20 protein-coding genes are annotated in these 17,328 nt (G+C 46.8%); 3 read left to right on the plus strand and 17 right to left on the minus strand.

Annotated elements, in window-relative coordinates:
* The 8 genes from ACYCSE_RS24985 to ACYCSE_RS25020 all read right to left on the minus strand — a co-directional run bounded on the left by ACYCSE_RS24985 (position 1) and on the right by ACYCSE_RS25020 (position 7,680).
* Positions 1 to 1,686 carry a spore germination protein gene (locus tag ACYCSE_RS24985; RefSeq protein ID WP_061829241.1) on the minus strand — a complete coding sequence of 562 codons (1,686 nt, stop codon included), beginning with the start codon at positions 1,684 to 1,686 and terminating at the stop codon, positions 1 to 3.
* Positions 1,687 to 1,711: 25 nt separating this feature from the next.
* A complete protein-coding gene (locus ACYCSE_RS24990) occupies positions 1,712 to 2,134 on the minus strand; it encodes a stage V sporulation protein AB (protein ID WP_039271000.1) in 423 nt (140 codons plus the stop codon).
* Positions 2,131 to 2,784 carry a stage V sporulation protein AA gene (locus ACYCSE_RS24995; protein ID WP_039270998.1) on the minus strand — a complete coding sequence of 218 codons (654 nt, stop codon included), beginning with the start codon at positions 2,782 to 2,784 and terminating at the stop codon, positions 2,131 to 2,133. The genes ACYCSE_RS24990 and ACYCSE_RS24995 overlap by 4 nt, the downstream gene beginning before the upstream one ends.
* A 176-nt stretch (positions 2,785 to 2,960) precedes the next feature.
* Positions 2,961 to 3,716: an RNA polymerase sporulation sigma factor SigF gene (gene sigF / locus ACYCSE_RS25000; RefSeq protein ID WP_023989213.1), complete on the minus strand. Its 756-nt coding sequence runs from the start codon at positions 3,714 to 3,716 to the stop codon at positions 2,961 to 2,963.
* Positions 3,717 to 3,727: 11 nt separating this feature from the next.
* Complete coding sequence (gene spoIIAB / locus ACYCSE_RS25005) at positions 3,728 to 4,183, minus strand: anti-sigma F factor (protein WP_013310781.1); 456 nt, start codon at positions 4,181 to 4,183, stop codon at positions 3,728 to 3,730.
* Entirely contained in the window at positions 4,180 to 4,533 is a 354-nt protein-coding gene (spoIIAA, locus tag ACYCSE_RS25010) for an anti-sigma F factor antagonist (RefSeq protein WP_013310782.1), read from the minus strand. Before spoIIAA ends, spoIIAB begins: the two co-directional genes overlap by 4 nt.
* A gap of 96 nt (positions 4,534 to 4,629) precedes the next feature.
* The gene (locus tag ACYCSE_RS25015) at positions 4,630 to 5,823 is read right to left on the minus strand and encodes a D-alanyl-D-alanine carboxypeptidase family protein (protein ID WP_442435851.1); all 1,194 of its coding nucleotides are present in this window, start codon (positions 5,821 to 5,823) and stop codon (positions 4,630 to 4,632) included.
* Between the two features lie 213 nt (positions 5,824 to 6,036).
* Positions 6,037 to 7,680, minus strand: coding sequence for a glycosyl hydrolase family 28-related protein (locus tag ACYCSE_RS25020; protein WP_430151130.1), 1,644 nt, complete (start codon positions 7,678 to 7,680; stop codon positions 6,037 to 6,039).
* 204 nt (positions 7,681 to 7,884) lie between these two features.
* Between ACYCSE_RS25020 and ACYCSE_RS25025 the strand changes: the two genes are divergently transcribed.
* On the plus strand, positions 7,885 to 9,096 hold the full coding sequence (locus ACYCSE_RS25025; protein ID WP_459700481.1) for an O-antigen ligase family protein: 1,212 nt from the start codon (positions 7,885 to 7,887) through the stop codon (positions 9,094 to 9,096).
* Between the two features lie 124 nt (positions 9,097 to 9,220).
* Here the strand turns inward: ACYCSE_RS25025 and ACYCSE_RS25030 are convergent, their stop codons facing one another.
* From ACYCSE_RS25030 to ACYCSE_RS25060, 7 genes are all read right to left on the minus strand, one after another.
* Positions 9,221 to 10,045 carry a purine-nucleoside phosphorylase gene (locus ACYCSE_RS25030; protein WP_209947348.1) on the minus strand — a complete coding sequence of 275 codons (825 nt, stop codon included), beginning with the start codon at positions 10,043 to 10,045 and terminating at the stop codon, positions 9,221 to 9,223.
* 72 nt (positions 10,046 to 10,117) lie between these two features.
* A complete protein-coding gene (gene xerD, locus ACYCSE_RS25035; RefSeq protein WP_459700484.1) occupies positions 10,118 to 11,062 on the minus strand; it encodes a site-specific tyrosine recombinase XerD in 945 nt (314 codons plus the stop codon).
* A 105-nt stretch (positions 11,063 to 11,167) separates the two neighbouring features.
* The gene (locus ACYCSE_RS25040) at positions 11,168 to 11,410 is read right to left on the minus strand and encodes a YqzK family protein (RefSeq protein ID WP_069289838.1); all 243 of its coding nucleotides are present in this window, start codon (positions 11,408 to 11,410) and stop codon (positions 11,168 to 11,170) included.
* Positions 11,411 to 11,576: 166 nt separating this feature from the next.
* Positions 11,577 to 12,074 carry a ferric iron uptake transcriptional regulator gene (gene fur, locus ACYCSE_RS25045; RefSeq protein WP_039270985.1) on the minus strand — a complete coding sequence of 166 codons (498 nt, stop codon included), beginning with the start codon at positions 12,072 to 12,074 and terminating at the stop codon, positions 11,577 to 11,579.
* Positions 12,075 to 12,173: 99 nt separating this feature from the next.
* Complete coding sequence (spoIIM, locus tag ACYCSE_RS25050; protein WP_459700487.1) at positions 12,174 to 12,827, minus strand: stage II sporulation protein M; 654 nt, start codon at positions 12,825 to 12,827, stop codon at positions 12,174 to 12,176.
* 188 nt (positions 12,828 to 13,015) lie between these two features.
* Positions 13,016 to 14,212 carry an endonuclease Q family protein gene (locus tag ACYCSE_RS25055; protein WP_459700489.1) on the minus strand — a complete coding sequence of 399 codons (1,197 nt, stop codon included), beginning with the start codon at positions 14,210 to 14,212 and terminating at the stop codon, positions 13,016 to 13,018.
* 4 nt (positions 14,213 to 14,216) lie between these two features.
* Positions 14,217 to 14,828 carry an NUDIX domain-containing protein gene (locus ACYCSE_RS25060; RefSeq protein WP_061829249.1) on the minus strand — a complete coding sequence of 204 codons (612 nt, stop codon included), beginning with the start codon at positions 14,826 to 14,828 and terminating at the stop codon, positions 14,217 to 14,219.
* A gap of 125 nt (positions 14,829 to 14,953) precedes the next feature.
* On the opposite strand from ACYCSE_RS25060, the gene mciZ reads away from it, so the two are divergent.
* The gene (gene mciZ, locus ACYCSE_RS25065; RefSeq protein ID WP_076159536.1) at positions 14,954 to 15,097 is read left to right on the plus strand and encodes a Z-ring formation inhibitor MciZ; all 144 of its coding nucleotides are present in this window, start codon (positions 14,954 to 14,956) and stop codon (positions 15,095 to 15,097) included.
* Positions 15,098 to 15,168: 71 nt separating this feature from the next.
* Here the strand turns inward: mciZ and ACYCSE_RS25070 are convergent, their stop codons facing one another.
* A complete protein-coding gene (locus tag ACYCSE_RS25070) occupies positions 15,169 to 16,302 on the minus strand; it encodes a tripeptidase T (RefSeq protein WP_039270980.1) in 1,134 nt (377 codons plus the stop codon).
* A gap of 85 nt (positions 16,303 to 16,387) precedes the next feature.
* Here ACYCSE_RS25070 and prli42 point away from each other — a divergent pair, with 85 nt between their 5' ends.
* Positions 16,388 to 16,492, plus strand: coding sequence for a stressosome-associated protein Prli42 (gene prli42 / locus ACYCSE_RS25075; RefSeq protein ID WP_023989226.1), 105 nt, complete (start codon positions 16,388 to 16,390; stop codon positions 16,490 to 16,492).
* Positions 16,493 to 16,611: 119 nt separating this feature from the next.
* Here prli42 and lipB read toward each other — a convergent pair whose 3' ends face one another.
* Positions 16,612 to 17,310 (minus strand): lipoyl(octanoyl) transferase LipB, encoded by a 699-nt coding sequence (lipB, locus tag ACYCSE_RS25080; protein ID WP_459700493.1) that lies wholly within the window; start codon positions 17,308 to 17,310, stop codon positions 16,612 to 16,614.
* Positions 17,311 to 17,328 lie beyond the last annotated feature (18 nt).

Raw genomic sequence — 17,328 nt, forward strand, 5'->3', positions numbered from 1 at the left:
TTAATGCTCCTGTCCATTGCCTGAGTTCGAATCTGTGTCGGCATCCGTATGGGGCATACGCGTATTGTCCCTCGTTTTGTTAGATGACGGGCGGTTAGGTGCATCTAGTACAGGCATGCGGAACAAGATGGAAGCTAACGCTTTGGCATTAAAAGGAATGAACGGCCACAAATACGAAGAATTATATGACCGATGCAGCGTCAGCATCAAAATGATCAGTGTCGTACCCACGACAAAGCCCGGTACGTGAAAAATTGCAACAGCAACCAGCAGGAATAGTCGAATCAGTCTATTCGCCAGCCCTAGCTCGTAGCTCGGTGTTGCGAACATTCCTATGGCAGCGACAGCCATATACAGCACGACCTCATTCACAAAAAGTCCCGTCTGAACCGCTATGTCACCGACCAGAATGGCTGCGATCAAGCCCATAGCGGAAGCCAGTGGTGTCGGAGTATGCACAGCCGCCATTCGCATGAGATCGACCCCTAGTTCCACGATGATAAACTGTGCAATCAGCGGAAGATGTGCTTCCTTTTGAGGACCGATAAAATCGAGAAACGCCGGTTTTAATTCGGGATTGATGACCATTAGCAGCCACATGGGAAGCAGAAACATCGAGGCAAATATGCCTAAAAAACGTACCCAGCGCAAATAACTTCCCATAAAAGCGGTTTGCCGATTTTCTTCTGCATGCTGACACAAGTCAAAAAAAGTGGTAGGTAAGATCATCACGCTGGGTGAGGTATCGACGAAAATAACGAGCCTTCCTTCCATAATATGCGAAGCCACGACATCTGGTCGCTCCGAATATCGTACTAATGGATATGGATTCCAACCTTTATTGATAATCGTCTCCTCTAATTGCTTATCGGCCAGCGGAATACCATCCAAATTAACATTTTTAATTTTGTCTCGTACAGTATCCACCATCACCTTATCCACAATATCGTCAATGTAGCCCAAACATACGTCTGTTCGGGTTCGACGCCCGACCTGCATAGCCTCAAATTTAAGTCCTGGGTCCCGCAAACGTCGGCGCACCAAACCTACATTTGTAAGCATTGTTTCAGTAAACCCGTCGCGGGCACCGCGCACAACCCGCTCCAAAGAAGGTTCCTCCGGACTACGCACCGGATAATTACGAGTATCCAGAATAAGGGAAAAACGTTCACCTTCCATGAAAAAGGCACTCATTCCTGTCAGCACCTTGTTAATGACGACAGACATCTTATCTGTCTTCTCCACCTGAATATGTGGAATAAAATTTTCGAAATACGCTTGTAGTCCATCCGAAGAGAGATTATCCGGCGTCAGATAGGTGAGACGCTTTAGCACTTCAAGCATGATCTGATCTTTCGCAAAAGTATTTAGGAACAGATATCCGGTATGACGCCCACCCAGTGTCATTTCCCTGAATACCACATCAAAGGTCTCCCCCAAACCTAATACTGTTTCAAGTGTATTCTTATTATCCTTCATCCTCGGCGATATATCATCTTCGGCCTGCCAGTAGCGAACGGACTCCTCTACGTTATCAGACCGCTCACTCTCTTTTTTGTGTTTAAAACGTGCAGATTCCTGCGCCTGCTTTTCCTTCCATGGACTTAACTCTTCTCCGTCAGTATGATATTCCTTTCCGATTCCCCCGTCTTCTTGATGTTGCTCTTGATCCGCTCTGTGATCCATATTCCTTGCCCCCTCGCTTTCGTTGTTAACGGTTGTATACAAACCAGTCAAATAAGGAACCCGTCACCTTGCCAAGCACCATTGCCATTAATAGGCCAAACATATACACGGTCATGTGGAGTCGCTTGGCGAGTATAGGCAGGAGATTCAATACCTCCGTTAAAGCCGCGGCGAGCAAACCAATAAACACTCCGCAAAATAACCCAGGTATCCATGTAAATATGCCCGGTAGCGGCAAGCAGATGTTCCAAAAATCGACCACAGTCCCCAGCACTGAACCTATAATCATTGCCTTTTCGTATGCACGTGATTTTTTATACGTACGGGTGAGTTGTGCTAATCGCGGCATGATATCCAGCACAATAAAAAAAGCAATTACACCACTACCCACCGCAAGGCCCCCAGCAATACCTAAAATAATCTGAAGTGCAGCCTGTACAAATATCATGGTTTCTTATCCTTTGTGTGCAAACGGGCCATCTTTTCATACTCCTCTGCCACAACATACTGATCCACATTTTCCTGGTACAGATACATTTCCACCTCCAGCGGCGTCGGTTCCTCGTTCCAATTTTTCTTGAACAAGTGATTAAAAAAAACGATCATGCCAAAGCCGATGCCGATCGAGTAAGCAATTTGAAACAGGTACGGATGTTCATCTTTATGTCCCGTAATCATCTCCACAATCCGAACCTGTACCTCCATCATGCTAACGTCGGCATGAAAATTCATAATTGTCAGCGCAGAGCCAAAAAACAGAAGCACCCATACCAAAACAAACAGTATTTTGGACGGCTTACGGGGTTTCTCCACGAGTTCCACAAGTACATGTGGCTTCCCGAGAGATTCAACTACGACCCCCGGAATATGATCTCTAATTTTTGCTATGATCTGCAGCATGTCTATCAGTATCAGATTACCGTCCTGGTGCTGCGGGCGCTTGAGAACAAGCTCAAGCAGATCCTTTTCCCATTCAGGATTAGTCAGCAGATGGGCTACATCACCCAAATGTAAATCCTGCCCTTGTATCATGCGGACACGGCTACGGAGCCGCAAGTAGACAATAGGAGCTACTGTAGGAGCCGGACTATGAGTCATCCGATCCCCTCCTTATCCTCGTAATTATCGATTAGTATGGAACGAAGCGAGGAAACCTATTCTGTGTATTGTCTTTTATCCCACGCAAAAAAGAGTACCCCTGGCCATTAAAATGGCTTTGGAATACCCTTTTTAAATACGTAAGCATAAGGATTTCACTAAGATCCTGACTGTTATTATTGGGCAATCTGATCGCGGATCAGTTGTAAAATCTTTTTTTCCAGCCGTGATACCTGCACCTGAGAAATACCAAGCCGACTTGCAACCTCTGATTGAGTCTGATCCCGGTAATAGCGCAGGTACACAATCAACCGCTCCCGCTCAGATAGTCCGCCAATGGCTTCATTGAGTGCCAGCTTGTCGAACCACCTTTCCTGTGATTCGTCAGCAATCTGATCCATAAGTGTAATCGGATCACCGTCATTTTCGAACACCGTTTCGTGAATGGAGGTAGGCGGCTTATTGGCCTCCTGCGCAAAAACAACATCCTCCGGTGTCACTCCCAGCTCATCAGCAACTTCCTTGACTGTAGGCAGACGGTTGAGCCGTTTGGATAGCTCGTCTTTCATTTTGCGGACCTTATTGGCCGTTTCCTTCAAGGAACGGCTAACTTTGAGTGTACCGTCATCACGCAGGAACCGTTGAATCTCACCGATAATCATCGGTACTGCATATGTTGAAAATTTGACTTCGTAGCTGAGATCGAATTTATCCACCGATTTTAACAAGCCGATGCAACCAATTTGAAAAAGATCGTCAGGTTCATACCCCCGGTTCATAAAGCGCTGCACGACAGACCAGACGAGCCGGATATTACTATTGACCAGTGTCTCACGAGCCTCATTATCACCGGATTGACTCAGTGCAATAAGCCGCTTGACTTCCGCATCCTCCAAATAGCTGTGCGAAGTTTTTTTTCCTCCTGCTTCCATAGGATCAACTCCTAATTATATAAAGCTTTCTTGGATTCAATCCTTTTCTTCATCCGGACCGACGTGCCTCCGCCCGGCTCACTGACTGCTTCAAACTCATCCATGAAATTTTCCATAATCGTAAAGCCCATGCCGGAGCGTTCCAATTCAGGTTTGGACGTATATAGAGGTTGCTTGGCAAGTTCCAGATCCTCAATTCCTCGGCCTGCGTCCTCAACAACCAACGTAATCACGTCCGCTTCAATCCCGACTTTGATCGTTACGACACCTGACGGGTCGCTGTCATAACCGTGAATAATACTGTTTGTCACCGCTTCAGACACCACGGTTTTCAAATCACTTAGCTCATCCATTGTGGGATCAAGCCTGGAAATAAATGCCGCGACAGCCACACGAGCAAATGCCTCATTCTCCGATTTGGCAGCAAACTGCAAGCTCATGAAATTGTTACCCGTGCCTTCTCTCATGACACTACCTCCAGTTCCGTGAGCGCATTTCCCTCATTGTCATATATGGGCATGATTTTGAACAGCCCTGACATATCCAGCAGTCGGTGTACTGGCGGATTGACATCACAGACTGCCATTTTCCCGCCCTTTTGCTTGATCAGTTTGTACCGTCCCAAGATAACGCCAAGGCCGGAGCTATCCATAAACTGAAGATTCTTCAGGCTGAGCACAATATGCTCGCATTGCCGACGCTGAATCGCCTCATCCATTTGCATACGGACCATGTCCGACGTATGGTGATCAAGCTCACCAGACAGCCTTACAATCAGTACCCCCCGGTGATGCTCCATTTCAATTTGCAGGTTCATGCTTACTCACTCTCCTCCCGGTCTTGGACAAGGATTTCTACGTAGCCGCAGACGATTCCTGCCCTCCGACAAAACTAGAAGAAAACCCCGTAAAATCTACAAAGAAAATAGGTTCGACATGGTACGTTTAAACAATTTCCACCATCCGGCCTTTTCGATAGCCACAGGCGAAGTGATATTAAACTCCTTAAGACGTTGTCCATCCTGATAGACGACCAGCTTACCGACTGGGTCACCAGCCCGGACAGGAGCTTTGAGGCTTGGGGCCAGTTGTAATTCATGACGCAACGTTTGTTTGTTGCCACCTTTTTTCACCAACACGCTGTAAGAACGCTCAGCCTGAATTTTCAGCTCTGGCAATACGCCTTTTTCAACTTTTACACTACCCAGCAATTCACCCGGCTTGTATATGGATTTCATTGTATATTGAGAAAACGCATAGTCGAACATGGAAGATACTTCATTGTTGCGTATCTTCGTATTCGGCTCCCCAAGCACGACAGCTACGACACGCAAGCCATCACGCTTCGCAGTAGCGGAAAGACAGAACTTTGCTTCTCCCGTATAGCCTGTTTTCAGCCCGTCTGCTCCAGTATAGAAACGGACAAGCTTATTCGTATTCACCAGCCAAAAGGGTTTTACCGAGGATTTGCGCAAATAGTCCTGATAGGCTCCCGTATATTTCGTAATTTGCGGGTATTTCAACAACTCCCGGCTCATAACCGCAATATCATGCGCAGAAGAATAGTGATTCTCGACAGGCAAACCGTTGCAATTGGCAAAATGGGTATCCTTAAGCCCGAGCTGCTGCACCTTGGCGTTCATCATGTCGACAAAAGCCTGCTCAGACCCTGCAATTTTCTCAGCCATCGCCACAGAAGCGTCGTTGCCGGAAGCCATCGCGATTCCCTTCAGCATCTCATCGACCGTCATTTCTTCTCCCGGCTCCAAGAAAATTTGCGAGCCCCCCATTGAAGATGCATATTCGCTGGCACGAACTTTATCGGTCAGCTTAAGCTTGCCATCCTGAATGGCCTCCATGGTCAGCAGCATCGTCATAATCTTGGTGATGCTCGCTGGAGGAAGCTTTTCACGACTGTTTTTTTCATAGATGACTGTGCCCGTATCTGCATCCATCAGGATCGCCGAGAGAGCCTGGGGAGCTAGCTCAGCCGCTGATCCCTCTTTGGTTTTGCTTTCAGGTATGCTTTCTTCGGCCCAACCGCCGACAGGGACGGCAGTCAAGGCTACCAGGCAAGCCAGGATGAACGCCACCACTTTTTTCTTCACAATCGGTTCCCTCCTCAACATATTGGCGTAAAGCACCGGAGCCCATTTACTTAACCCTCCGGCCTATTCGCGTGCTGCTAACCATTGTCGTCAGAATGAAAGAAAAATATTCCATATGGATAAAAACATCAAATAGCACCAAGCTGAGTCAGCATGGTGCACATTTTCCAATATATAAAAAGACAGAACATCTATCGTCTGTGAAATAATGGTTTAAATTCGGCTTACGGTGAGATATGTGATACCGCCACCCGGTAAAATATCCATTGTATATTGACTAAACACCCGTATATCAATAAAAGAATTCGCTTCCAGCCTAAGTTCCATTGCTCCACTCAATGCACTATAGTTCAGTCCGCCGATAACCCTATCATCGAGATAGGCATAGGCGGAGCTCCCGGCAAGCTGCTCATCATTCAGGTGAAGTGCCAGCCGTGTGCGATTACCATCCACTTGAGGATCGGTCGAAATGTAGACTTGTATTCTGTATTTCCCAGCTCGCTTGGCTCGCCATCGGCTATTCGCCGCGTCGAATTCAATCAGCTCATCATGGTTGATTTGATTGAACTTTACCTTCTGCCAGCTACCTGCGGGGAGATTTTGCCTTGCTCCCAGGTAGGCTTTAACAAAGGTTTCGTCCAAATGCTCAATTCCGTTGTTCGAGTATTTCTCGACCAGCAGCAAAGCCTGCCCTGTCCCATTGTTCTCGTCATAACGATTATTGCTATAGCTAAAATCCAAATGTGAGCGAAGTGTCACCTGCTGTGTGGAAGAGCTGCCAGAGAAAGAAATAAGCTGCTTTAGATTACGGGGATACCCTCCCACCTCGTCCACCAAAACTTTTTTGCCAATGACCACATCCACAAAATAGTTACATACGGATTGGGTGTCATCGAATTTGTCCGCTATCGCTAAAATGGAGTCACGCAAGGCCACATTTTTCGTTTCTTTGGTAGCACCAATTTGAATAAAAGAAGGCACTGTCATCTTATGCTCTCTGCTTAGTCCCTCAAACCAGCAGCCTATAAATTCAGCGTTCATAAAATCATTAATTAGAATGGGAATATCATTGGAACTTCCATCCTTAATGTGCTGGCTAGCCAAAAATCTGGCTCCGTTGGAGCTGTTCAAATCCAATGCCGTATCGTTCCCCAATGTAAAAAGCGCTATGCTAGTAAACTGTGAACTTCTATTCTGTAAGTGAATCCCTGTTTTATTGTAATTAATCTCCGTGCATTTAAATAAATTCACATCACTTTCGTAGCCCCAAAAAGCCGTTTCAAAATGCTCAATTAGGACGTTATCTAGGGCAACTCCGCCGCCCTTCCAATCCTGAATACCTAAAGTACCTTTGCCATAATATCCACGCTTCACTGACTGCGAAAACGGATTATTTAATGTGGATCTGTCAGCCCCCTCGTACCGGATCGATAAGTCATGAAACTGCACATTTTGAAATCCGCTAAACGATGGTAGACTTTCATCTCCAATTTGAAAACAAGGACCCGTACCATAATATTCAATCGACGTAACACCTTTGCCTTGTCGGTATCTGCCCTTATGAATGCCAAAAATGCGCACACCCTGCTTGCGAATCTGTAGGGTAGAGGTTATTTTGTACCGTCCACTGGGGATGTGAAGAATGGAATAATCGGGGGTCTTATTAATCAACTCCTGCAAAGCTGCCGTGTCATCCTGAATACCATCACCAGCAGCTCCAAACCAACTTACGTTTACACTGCGTTCAATGAATTCTTTTTCAATGGTTTTAAAATTTTCATTTAATTGCTGCGGCGTTAAGTCTTTGCCTGTACCACTCAAATTCAACTTCAAACGGTCTGTAAAATGATCCGCCACCCGAACACCCCCAGGTTTAAAAACGTAAAAAGTTCCTTTTCAACCAAGCCGAAGAATTCTTCATTTTCTTAGCATGGACTGAGTATATGCACAATAGGGCTTGCTCTAGGCTTGAGAAAAATGAAAATAAATATTTTATTATTATTGTACAAGAAGATACGTTTTGTATATTATAGATACATAATGTATCTAGGTGGTGAAATCGTGAAACATGTACTTACCGTAGCTGGTTTACTGGCTTTTTCGATTCCTTATGCTTGTCAGGGTTTGTCCCCCAGAGTTATCACGATTTCCCTGCTTATTCTGTTGTTCAGCTATACCATGCTACTACCTTCACTCAAGTCATTGATCGCAACCTTAGTCGACAATCCGTTGCTGACTTTACTCATGCTGTACATCGCTGCCTCCTGTTTATGGGCTGAACAAGAGCAGACCTCTTCCTTGCTGATGGTTCTCAAATTTCTTGCCTTCTCTACCTTTGGGCTCTATTTGGTCACCCATTATACAACACAGGGCTGCATTCGCCTCTTAGTCGTTACGTTAAGTATTTTGAGCATACTCAATCTACTCGCCGTTTTGCTCGTTCCCTCCTTTGCTATTCATGGTGGCGTAGAACATACTGGGCTATGGAAGGGCATCTCTGGTCATAAAAATACACTTGGAACTCTCTCTCTGTTAAGTTTTGTTTCACATGTTATTTACTTTTTCAGGGGTAAACATAAAGTTTTGCATATTGGCTTCATCTTACTCAATGCCTTATTGCTCATCGAGTGCCAATCTACCACCTCTTTGGTGCTGACATCTTCGCTCTTCGTATTTATATTGTTTATATTGCTATTCAAGAGAATCCGAAGCATTGCATTACGCGGTTTCTTCATTAGCTGTTCCTGCTTGTTCGTTCTTTTGGGTTTGGTATTCATCTTTACTTATGGAGATGCGATTGCGTCGGAATTTGGAAAAACAACGACCTTAACTGGAAGAACGGAAATCTGGCAGGGGATTGGTGGTGCTATTCAGAGCCATTACTGGTTCGGACATGGTTACGGCTCCTACTGGGCAGCCCGGCCCAGTATCTATGCGAATGGAATTCGATTTGATCTGACAAGCAGCCATAGCGGTTTCCGAGATCTGTGGATCGATGTGGGCCTTACAGGACTACTGGCAACCATTACACTCGCCATAACCACTTTATTTAAATTCAGAATTGGTAAAGCAGATATGTATACATGGCTGACGGCAGCGGTCTTTTTCCTTTTTATCGTATTGAACAATATAACGGACAGCCGTTTCCTGAACTCGCTATCTATTTACTGGATTATTTTTATGGTTATTGTGATCAAGGTGCAAGAACGACATAAACTGGCTGTAGCAGAAAAAGCGAATTCAACTGCATTGAGCACACACCCTCTTCATTAGGAGATCATACTCAGCTCAACCGCTGTATGTGAAAAAGAACCCCGTACCCACGCCAACAAAAGGCGTTCGGATACGGGGTTCTTGGGATATATGTCCACCGCTTCGGTTGAACATGATCCCCAATCTACATTTGTGGAATAATCGCTAGCACAAGTTTTAAAAATTGCTCACGTACCTTCTCTGCCGTCTCCATCACTTCACCATGGGACAAAGGTTGATCCAGAATGCCTGCGGCCATATTCGTGATACAGGAGAAGCCCAGTACCTCAATACCTGCATGACGGGCTACAATAACCTCAGATACGGTCGACATACCCACCGCATCTGCGCCCAGTGTACGCAGCATAACGATTTCAGCAGGCGTTTCATAGTTAGGGCCCAGCAATCCAGCATATACACCTTCTTGCAGGCTGAAGCCCTGTTGGTTAGCCGTTTGCTTGGCAATTTCACGCAAGCGGCGGCTGTACGCCTCCGACATGTCTGGAAAACGAACGCCCAGACCGGCATCGTTCGGTCCGATCAGCGGATTTTGTCCTGTCAGATTAAGATGATCCGAGATAACCATCAGATCGCCTGCTTCGTAGGAAGTATTTACACCACCTGCTGCATTCGTCACCAGCAGACTTTGAATCCCCAATTGCTTCATCACCCGAACTGGGAAAGCCGTCAGTTGCGGGCCATAGCCCTCATACATATGGAAGCGCCCTTTCATCATGACGACAGCGCGACCTTCAATCGTGCCTAACAGTAATTCTCCCTCATGACCCTCTACCGTCGATACAGGAAAATGGGGAATATCCTGATAAGGAATACTAATTCCATCCTGAATTAAATCGGCCAGAATACCGAGACCCGATCCCAGAATAAGACCAATCTCTGGACGTATTCCGCTTTTGGCACGGATATATTCTGCTGCTTCCTGAATTGTAGCTTGGTTGGCTGTTGACATTAGTATCTCTCCTGACTTGTACAATCGTAAAGTTATAGTCATTATCACATTTTCTATAAAAGTAAAGTATCGTTACGTTCGATCTTTGCTTTCATGAGAAGTGCGGTTGCCGCCGTGCGGGTGATGCTTTTCATATACTTCCTTCATATTCCGTCTTGCCGTCTGCGCATATACCTGCGTCGTTGACAGATCAGCATGACCCAGCATTTCCTGTACAGAGCGTAAGTCCGCTCCGCCCTCCAGCATATGTACCGCAAAGGAATGCCGCAGCGTGTGGGGCGTGATATCCTCGCTTATGCCTGCTTCCTGGCCGTACTTCTTAATCATTTTCCAGAAGCCCTGTCTACTGAGACGCTGTCCAGATACGTTCAGGAACATGGCTTCCTGCTCTACCTGAGCTTCTTCACCCTGCCCGGATCTCAGCAATAATAGACGCTGCTCGTCCATGTAGGCTTGTGCCCACTGTGATGCCTCACGGCTGATCGGTACAACACGCTCCTTGCCTGCCTCACCGCCACAGTGCACAAAGCGCAGATCGGTGCGCACATCACGCACGTTAAGGGCAATCAGCTCCGATACGCGAATGCCCGTCGCATATAACAACTCCAGCATCGCCTTGTCTCGCACCCCTTGCGGGGCAGTCACATCTGGCGCGGCCAGCAAACGCTCTACCTCATCCTGCGTTAGCACCGAGGGCTTCTTTTTAGTCGCTTTAGGCAACTCCAGCAGAACGGACGGATCATGGATCGTAATTCCCTCCCGAATAAGAAAATGAAAAAAGGAGCGAATGGAGGCGACGCTACGTGATATCGTCGCCGCAGCTTTTCCCTGTTCCTTCAAATGGCCCAAATACAGTACCAGATGTGACCGTTGGACATTATCCGGCTGCTCAATACCACAGCTTTCTGCGAACTCGACAAACTGCTGTACGTCTCGTTGATACGCTTCCAAAGTGCTGCGCGACAAACCCTTTTCCTCTTCCATATATTGAGCGAAAGGTTGAATGTACATTTTCATGAGTTCCAAAAGTCTCCTTGTTCTGCATACAGCGGTTCAGTCTCAGCGTCTGCTTCTTCGTGTGCTGCCTTCATTTCATAAGCTCATCAAGACCGATTACTTAGACTATTCACCATACCAGTAAAAGAAACGTAAACGTTCCAACACTGCTATTCGATGCTCGGACCCTTCATTTACTTTTTGTCCGCCAAATACCTTAACTGCATGTCCTTCCGGTATTCGGTAATGATCTACAGGTGTTATCCAATCTGTAAAGAGCCTGAGGCTAAAAAAGAGCATACATGCCAGCACCCCGAACAAGATTACCAAACGCAGCCATTTTAGTCCTCTCCGCAACGATAGTACCATGTGAATCAGCCGCCTTTTCCCCAGAATATGGCCCTAATTAGGACTCTCTATGGAAGGGTATGACAAGCTATTCCTTTTTATACCGCTTAATCCCGAACAACAGATCCCGAACCAAAAAAGCTCTCCCGAACGCATCTTCGTCGGTGAGAGCTTGGGTAGTCAGCTTTTAGTCCTGAGATTTGTTTTTTTTGGATTTGCCCAAAGATTTCTGAGCGGTCGTATCGTTCTTCGCCTTACAACGATAACAAATACCGTGGAAGTCCAAACGATGATCCACTACGGTAAAATTATATTCCCGTTCCAGGCGCTCCTCCAATGGTCCAAGCCAATCTTCCAGTATTTCATCTACACTGCCACACTGCACACATATCAAATGGTGATGGTGATGTTTGGTTGTATCGCCGCGCAAATCATAACGCGCAACGCCATCACCAAAATTAATTTTCTCCACGACATGCAGTTCACTTAGCAGTTCTAGGGTACGGTATACGGTTGCCAGACCGATTTCGGGAGCTTTCTCTTTGACGAGCATAAATACATCTTCCGCACTCAGATGATCATCTTCGTTCTCAAGTAAAACTCTGACGGTGGCTTCCCGCTGAGGCGTTAGTTTGTAGCCCTGGGATTGCAGTTGCTGCTTAATTTTTTCGATCCGTGCTTCCATGTGTCTCCCTCCCCCTGCAAAGCTACTGCCTACTGCACTTTTTTCACTCCTATTATTATAGGGGGTCTATACAAATAAAGTCAAACATTTTGAAACGGATCAAGATGACGCGGAAGCTGTCAGCATAGGAGTGACCCATTGCATCATAACCGGGGTGATCCAAGTTTCAAAGGACGCGCTACCAATAAGAAGCACCATCATCACAGCAGTCAATCCTGCGTAAGACAGCAACGGACGCAGCATTCCGTCTGACGGCCGGGTAGCGAGTATTTTGGTTTTGATCATATGGATGGAAAAAGTCATCGCAGCCACGCTGCAGACGAGCAGTACCGGAATCACGAGCAGGTTATGGGGAGCAACTGAAACCAAAGAAAATAGCAGTCCTTTCCACGAATATTGCCCCACCATATAACCTACTGAAAATCCGATTAGCACACCCTTGAGGAAATTCAATACAAGAATGCCCGGTAGACCAATAACCGAAAGGCCACACACCCAAATTAGGCCGACCCATTTCAGATGTAAAGATACGCTATCCCAAAAGGTCGAGGCCGCCTGCGAATCAGCGAAGCCCTGTTCGTTTTGATTGACCGTTACAAAAAAATCCTTCAGGTAACGGGACAAATCCTGTAACTGCTCCAACGAGAGTGCGTTTACCATAAGTGCGCCAAAGACGACTCCCACCAGAAACAGCACAGCCAAGAAAACATAATACGGCGTCTGATCCTTTAACGTATGACGAAACCATTGCATCGGCGTCCTGCCCCTTTCATCTGCTTGTTTGTCCAAAAAACAACCGTAATCCGACGGCTGATGGCTAGAAATGGGGCAGCTTTCGCTGCAGATCAAACATCACGAATGATGTGCCAGGCCAGCGGCATAGATAATTTATGGTTATGAACAAGCAGACGCTGATATGCCTTTAGAGGGACAAGACTTTACTAGGACTTAGCTATTTTGCCGTATGTTCCACCACCACCGGATACAAGCGACAGTCGCCCCTCGCGTGAAAGCACAATTTGCTCTGCCAGCACTTTTCCGACGACTGCTGCTAACTCCTCCTGTGTAACCTCATGTAAAATATTCATTTCTGTTCCAAATGCAGCCAATAGCTGGTTCAGCTTGGCTTTGCCCAGACCTGGAATAAACTCCAGTGGAATCTGGTAAATGTACGGCGGACGATGGGACGGAATCATGGGTTGCTCACGGTCGGCAATGCTCCATATTCGATCCAACACACCTCGCACCAGCTTGGTATGACCACAGTCAGGACAACGTTCATCCGCCATCTGTTGCTCGTCAATAATCGTACCGCAGCTTTGACAGTATGAACGATGGTATTTGCCCAGTTTCGGATTTAATCCGTAATTGGCACGCACCCCTCGTCCTTCCCGACGCTCTAAAGCCATTCTGAATTCATCAAAACACGGCTTTGCCAGTGATAATTTATTGTATTCTCGTCCGATTTTCCCAAGTGAATGGGCATCTGAATTCGTGAGAAAGCTGAAGCGATCCAGTTCCGAAATCAAACCGGCCATAGATGAATCTGCGCTCAGCCCCAGCTCCACCCCACTAATGAGCTCCATATCCAGCAGTTCCTCCATACGAGCCGCTGAACTGCCGTATATGCCCTTATGAGGAGTAAAGACGTGCGCAGGCACCATAATGCCTCCACGTCCGTAAACTTGCTGCTGCAACTCGCGTGGCGGTGCATAGATTCGTTGTGAGCTGAGATTAACATTTTTCATATGCCGGGCCAGCCATTGGGTAAAATCCTCCATCGCCGCCAGATCTGGAAAATAGGCCAGTACGTGCGCCTCAGGACGACCTTCAGCACGTATTTCCAGCTCCGTGCCAAGGAGAATGACCGTATCCCGGTATGCGATACCCCCGCCGCTGATTTCCTTCATTTCACCCGTATGTAAATAGGTACGAATATCCTCCTGTACATTAGGTGCATGGCAGTCAATGATACCGATCAGCCCAATTCCTTTGCGACCGGAGGCTTCCTTAGCTATGTTGGCAAAGGTCAGATCGCGGCTGCCACTAATTTTGACCGGATTTCCCTTCTCTGTCCTGCCAATATGAATATGCAAGTCTGCAAAGTAGTCGTTAAGTTCTACTATATTTTCATCCATACGCTTAGAAGCTCCCTGTAAGTTGGCGGAGTTGCCATGCATAGACGGCCAGAATCGTTTTAGCATCACTAATCCGTCCTTCACGAATGAGCGTCTGTGCTTCTTCCAGCGTCACCTCAAACAGCTCCAGAAATTCATCCTCATCCGGTTCCATCTCACCTAACTCCAGTTCTTCGGCCACATACAGATGAATGATTTCATCCGCAAAGCCAGGAGAGGTATAAAAGGAGTGCAGCAGCTTCAACGACTTAGCAGTATAACCTGTCTCTTCTCTCAGCTCACGCCCCGCTGCTTCCATCGGGTCTTCACCCCGCTCTAGCTTACCTGCAGGAATTTCTACCTCACAGCGCCCCATCGCCTGTCTGTACTGGTCCACGACCAGCATTTTCCCTTCATGTAGAGCCAAAACAGCCACCGCTCCTGGATGCTTTACGATTTCACGCTTGCCAGTGGAGCCGTCGGGAAGCTCTACCGTGTCTACCTGTAATGTAATGACCTTTCCCTCAAAGATAGGCTGTGTGGACACGGTCTTTTCCTCCAGCGCAGGATTGGAATAAGGCTTGCGATGTGCATCGTTTGTTGGATTGTTCAATTGTCCGTTCGTTTGCTCGTTCATCGGTAAGTTTCCTCCTTCATATCTATCTTTCTTTATTAATTATCACCAAAGTTAGTCTAACTTGTCCACTTTGTACATATGCTGGTGGTAGAATAACAAACTTCCTGTCCTGAGGAGATGCAGAAATGAAAAGCTACCGTACTGAAAGCACCCTCCATATCGTTGGTAAAGCCTGGCAGATTCAAGCACTCTTGCGTCAATGGCAAAAGGAACATGGACCTACAGCCACCATCGCTTCGCTAGCTGTTCCAAAAAAGGTTCAGGTCTAAAGACGAAGGAACGCTGTTCCTGTCTTTAACCTGAACCTTTTTTCAGTATGTTGCAAGTGTATAATACAAATTTATTTTGTGGTTTCTTGAATCAGAGCTACGACAACTTCAGCAACCTTCACCAGGTCATCGGCCTTAATCTTTTCCTCTGTTGTATGGATGTTCTGGTAGCCCACAGCCAAATTTACCGTTGGAATTCCAAGCCCGTTGAATACATTAGCATCTGAGCCACCACCGGAATGAAAGGTTGGCGTTGCCAGTCCCAGTCTTTGAATCGCACGCTGAGCAACCTGTACAACTTCATCATGCTCCGTAAAGCTGAATGCCGGATAGATGACTTCACTGCGGAACTCTCCCTGTGCACCAAATTCACGTGTGGTGGTTTCCAGTGCTTCACGCATATGCTGGATTTGATGATTAACCTTTTCTTGCACAATACTACGTGCCTCTGCACGGATCAATACAAAATCGCATACCACATTTGTCGCGCCGCCGCCCTCGAAACTGCCGATGTTAGCGGTCGTTTCCTTATCAATCCGTCCTAGTTTCATTTTAGAAATTGCTTTAGAAGCGACCTGAATGGCACTAATGCCATCTTCGGGATTTACCCCCGCATGAGCGGACTTCCCAGTTATCTTCATTTCAATACGTGCCTGCGTTGGGGCAGCTATACAAATAGAGCCGACCTCACCATTTGAATCCAAAGCATATCCGAAATCAGAATCTAGCACTTCCGGCTTCATCGCCCGTGCACCCATCAATCCAGATTCCTCGCCAGCCGTAATCACGAACTGGATTTGACCATGGGGAATATTCTGCTCGCGCACGACACGAATCGCCTCGAACAAAGCAGCAATTCCCGCCTTGTCGTCAGACCCCAGAATCGTTGAACCGTCACTACGAATCCAGCCATCCTCACCCAACTGTGGCTTAATGCCTTTACCCGGAGTAACGGTATCCATGTGGCAGGTAAAAAACAATTTGGGTGCTTGCTCCACACCTTCCGCTTTCCAGGTGACGATCAGATTGCCTGAGCCATGTCCAGTTCTTTCACGAGAATCGTCTTCCATTACTTCCAGCCCGAGTGCATTAAACTTTTCTTTTAGAACACGTGATATTTCCTGCTCATTTTTCGTTTCGCTATCCACCTGTACGAGTTCCATAAATTCCTGTACGATTCGGTCTTTTACTACTTTTACTGTCATTAAACTTCCCTCTCTTTCCCGATTACGCTACAATACGGATAGATGTTCTTATTTATGACTTAAACCTATCCTAAAGGAGTTACACATGTCGAACAAAAAATGGGTTCGTTTTTTCGTCTACATTATGCTCGCAGCTATGATTGGTTCTACGCTGTTCATGGTAATTGAGCCGTTTATTATGCCACTATAATAAATTATCGCTCAAGGTATCCGGCTGCTCTAAGGCACTATTGAGGCCTCGAGTGGACGAGCTGTTACGTAAAGCAAACAGGCGGGCTTACGTGTAGATACACAATAGCCCGCCTTACTTTATTGGAAAGAATGCGTTTGCCATTGCGCAACAAATGAAAATTGCTGTTCAAAGTACGGTACAATTTCCTTCGCAATCTGCTCCACCGATATAGGCTTCTGTATGCAGTCCTCCAATGATGTCACACCGTATTCCTGAATTCCGCACGGGACAATGCCCTCAAAGCCCTCATGCTGTATCCCTGATTTGATGTTAAAGGCAAAGCCATGGCTGGTTACGAAGCCCCGACGGTGCTTACACTTGTTGAATTTGACGCCAATGGCCGCAATTTTAAGATTCCCGATCCATACCCCCGTATATTCAGGCTTACGGCTTCCCTCAATTCCATAAGATGCCAACAACCGGATGATCACTTCTTCCAGACTTCGAAGGTATCCGTGCAGATTCAGCGCCTCCCGGTTGCCGAGCATAAGGAGAGGATATCCGACAAGCTGCCCCGGCCCATGATATGTAATGTCTCCCCCACGGTCAATCTGAAAGACGCTGATTCCCTGCTCCTTCAGTTGCTCTGGTGTGAGGAGCAAATGTTCAGGATGCCGCTGAGAACCAATCGTATAGGTCGGCGGATGCTGGAGAAGCATAAGCGTTTCTCTTGCCTCTCCTGCATCCAGCTTTCCCACGATCTCCTTCTGGACATCCCATGCATGGGCATATTCCATCCTATTCGTATAGGTTACATCAAGCGGTCGTCTGTTCACGGCCTGTCACTTCCTCTC

This window comes from Paenibacillus sp. SEL1 (assembly GCF_054602535.1).

Excerpts from the sequence above, each read along its gene's own strand:
- ACYCSE_RS24985 (WP_061829241.1), bottom strand. The coding sequence starts at position 1,686 with ATGGATCACAGAGCGGATCAAGAGCAACATCAAGAAGACGGGGGAATC.
- spoIIM (WP_459700487.1), bottom strand. The coding sequence starts at position 12,827 with ATGCAATGGTTTCGTCATACGTTAAAGGATCAGACGCCGTATTATGTT.
- spoIIAA (WP_013310782.1), bottom strand. The coding sequence starts at position 4,533 with ATGAACCTGCAAATTGAAATGGAGCATCACCGGGGGGTACTGATTGTA.
- ACYCSE_RS25030 (WP_209947348.1), bottom strand. The coding sequence starts at position 10,045 with ATGTCAACAGCCAACCAAGCTACAATTCAGGAAGCAGCAGAATATATC.
- ACYCSE_RS24995 (WP_039270998.1), bottom strand. The coding sequence starts at position 2,784 with ATGACTCATAGTCCGGCTCCTACAGTAGCTCCTATTGTCTACTTGCGG.
- xerD (WP_459700484.1), bottom strand. The coding sequence starts at position 11,062 with ATGAAAATGTACATTCAACCTTTCGCTCAATATATGGAAGAGGAAAAG.
- ACYCSE_RS25055 (WP_459700489.1), bottom strand. The coding sequence starts at position 14,212 with ATGGATGAAAATATAGTAGAACTTAACGACTACTTTGCAGACTTGCAT.
- fur (WP_039270985.1), bottom strand. The coding sequence starts at position 12,074 with ATGGAAGCACGGATCGAAAAAATTAAGCAGCAACTGCAATCCCAGGGC.
- ACYCSE_RS24990 (WP_039271000.1), bottom strand. The coding sequence starts at position 2,134 with ATGATATTTGTACAGGCTGCACTTCAGATTATTTTAGGTATTGCTGGG.
- ACYCSE_RS25070 (WP_039270980.1), bottom strand. The coding sequence starts at position 16,302 with ATGACAGTAAAAGTAGTAAAAGACCGAATCGTACAGGAATTTATGGAA.
- ACYCSE_RS25040 (WP_069289838.1), bottom strand. The coding sequence starts at position 11,410 with ATGGTACTATCGTTGCGGAGAGGACTAAAATGGCTGCGTTTGGTAATC.
- spoIIAB (WP_013310781.1), bottom strand. The coding sequence starts at position 4,183 with ATGAGAGAAGGCACGGGTAACAATTTCATGAGCTTGCAGTTTGCTGCC.
- ACYCSE_RS25060 (WP_061829249.1), bottom strand. The coding sequence starts at position 14,828 with ATGAACGAGCAAACGAACGGACAATTGAACAATCCAACAAACGATGCA.
- mciZ (WP_076159536.1), top strand. The coding sequence starts at position 14,954 with ATGAAAAGCTACCGTACTGAAAGCACCCTCCATATCGTTGGTAAAGCC.
- prli42 (WP_023989226.1), top strand. The coding sequence starts at position 16,388 with ATGTCGAACAAAAAATGGGTTCGTTTTTTCGTCTACATTATGCTCGCA.
- sigF (WP_023989213.1), bottom strand. The coding sequence starts at position 3,716 with ATGGAAGCAGGAGGAAAAAAAACTTCGCACAGCTATTTGGAGGATGCG.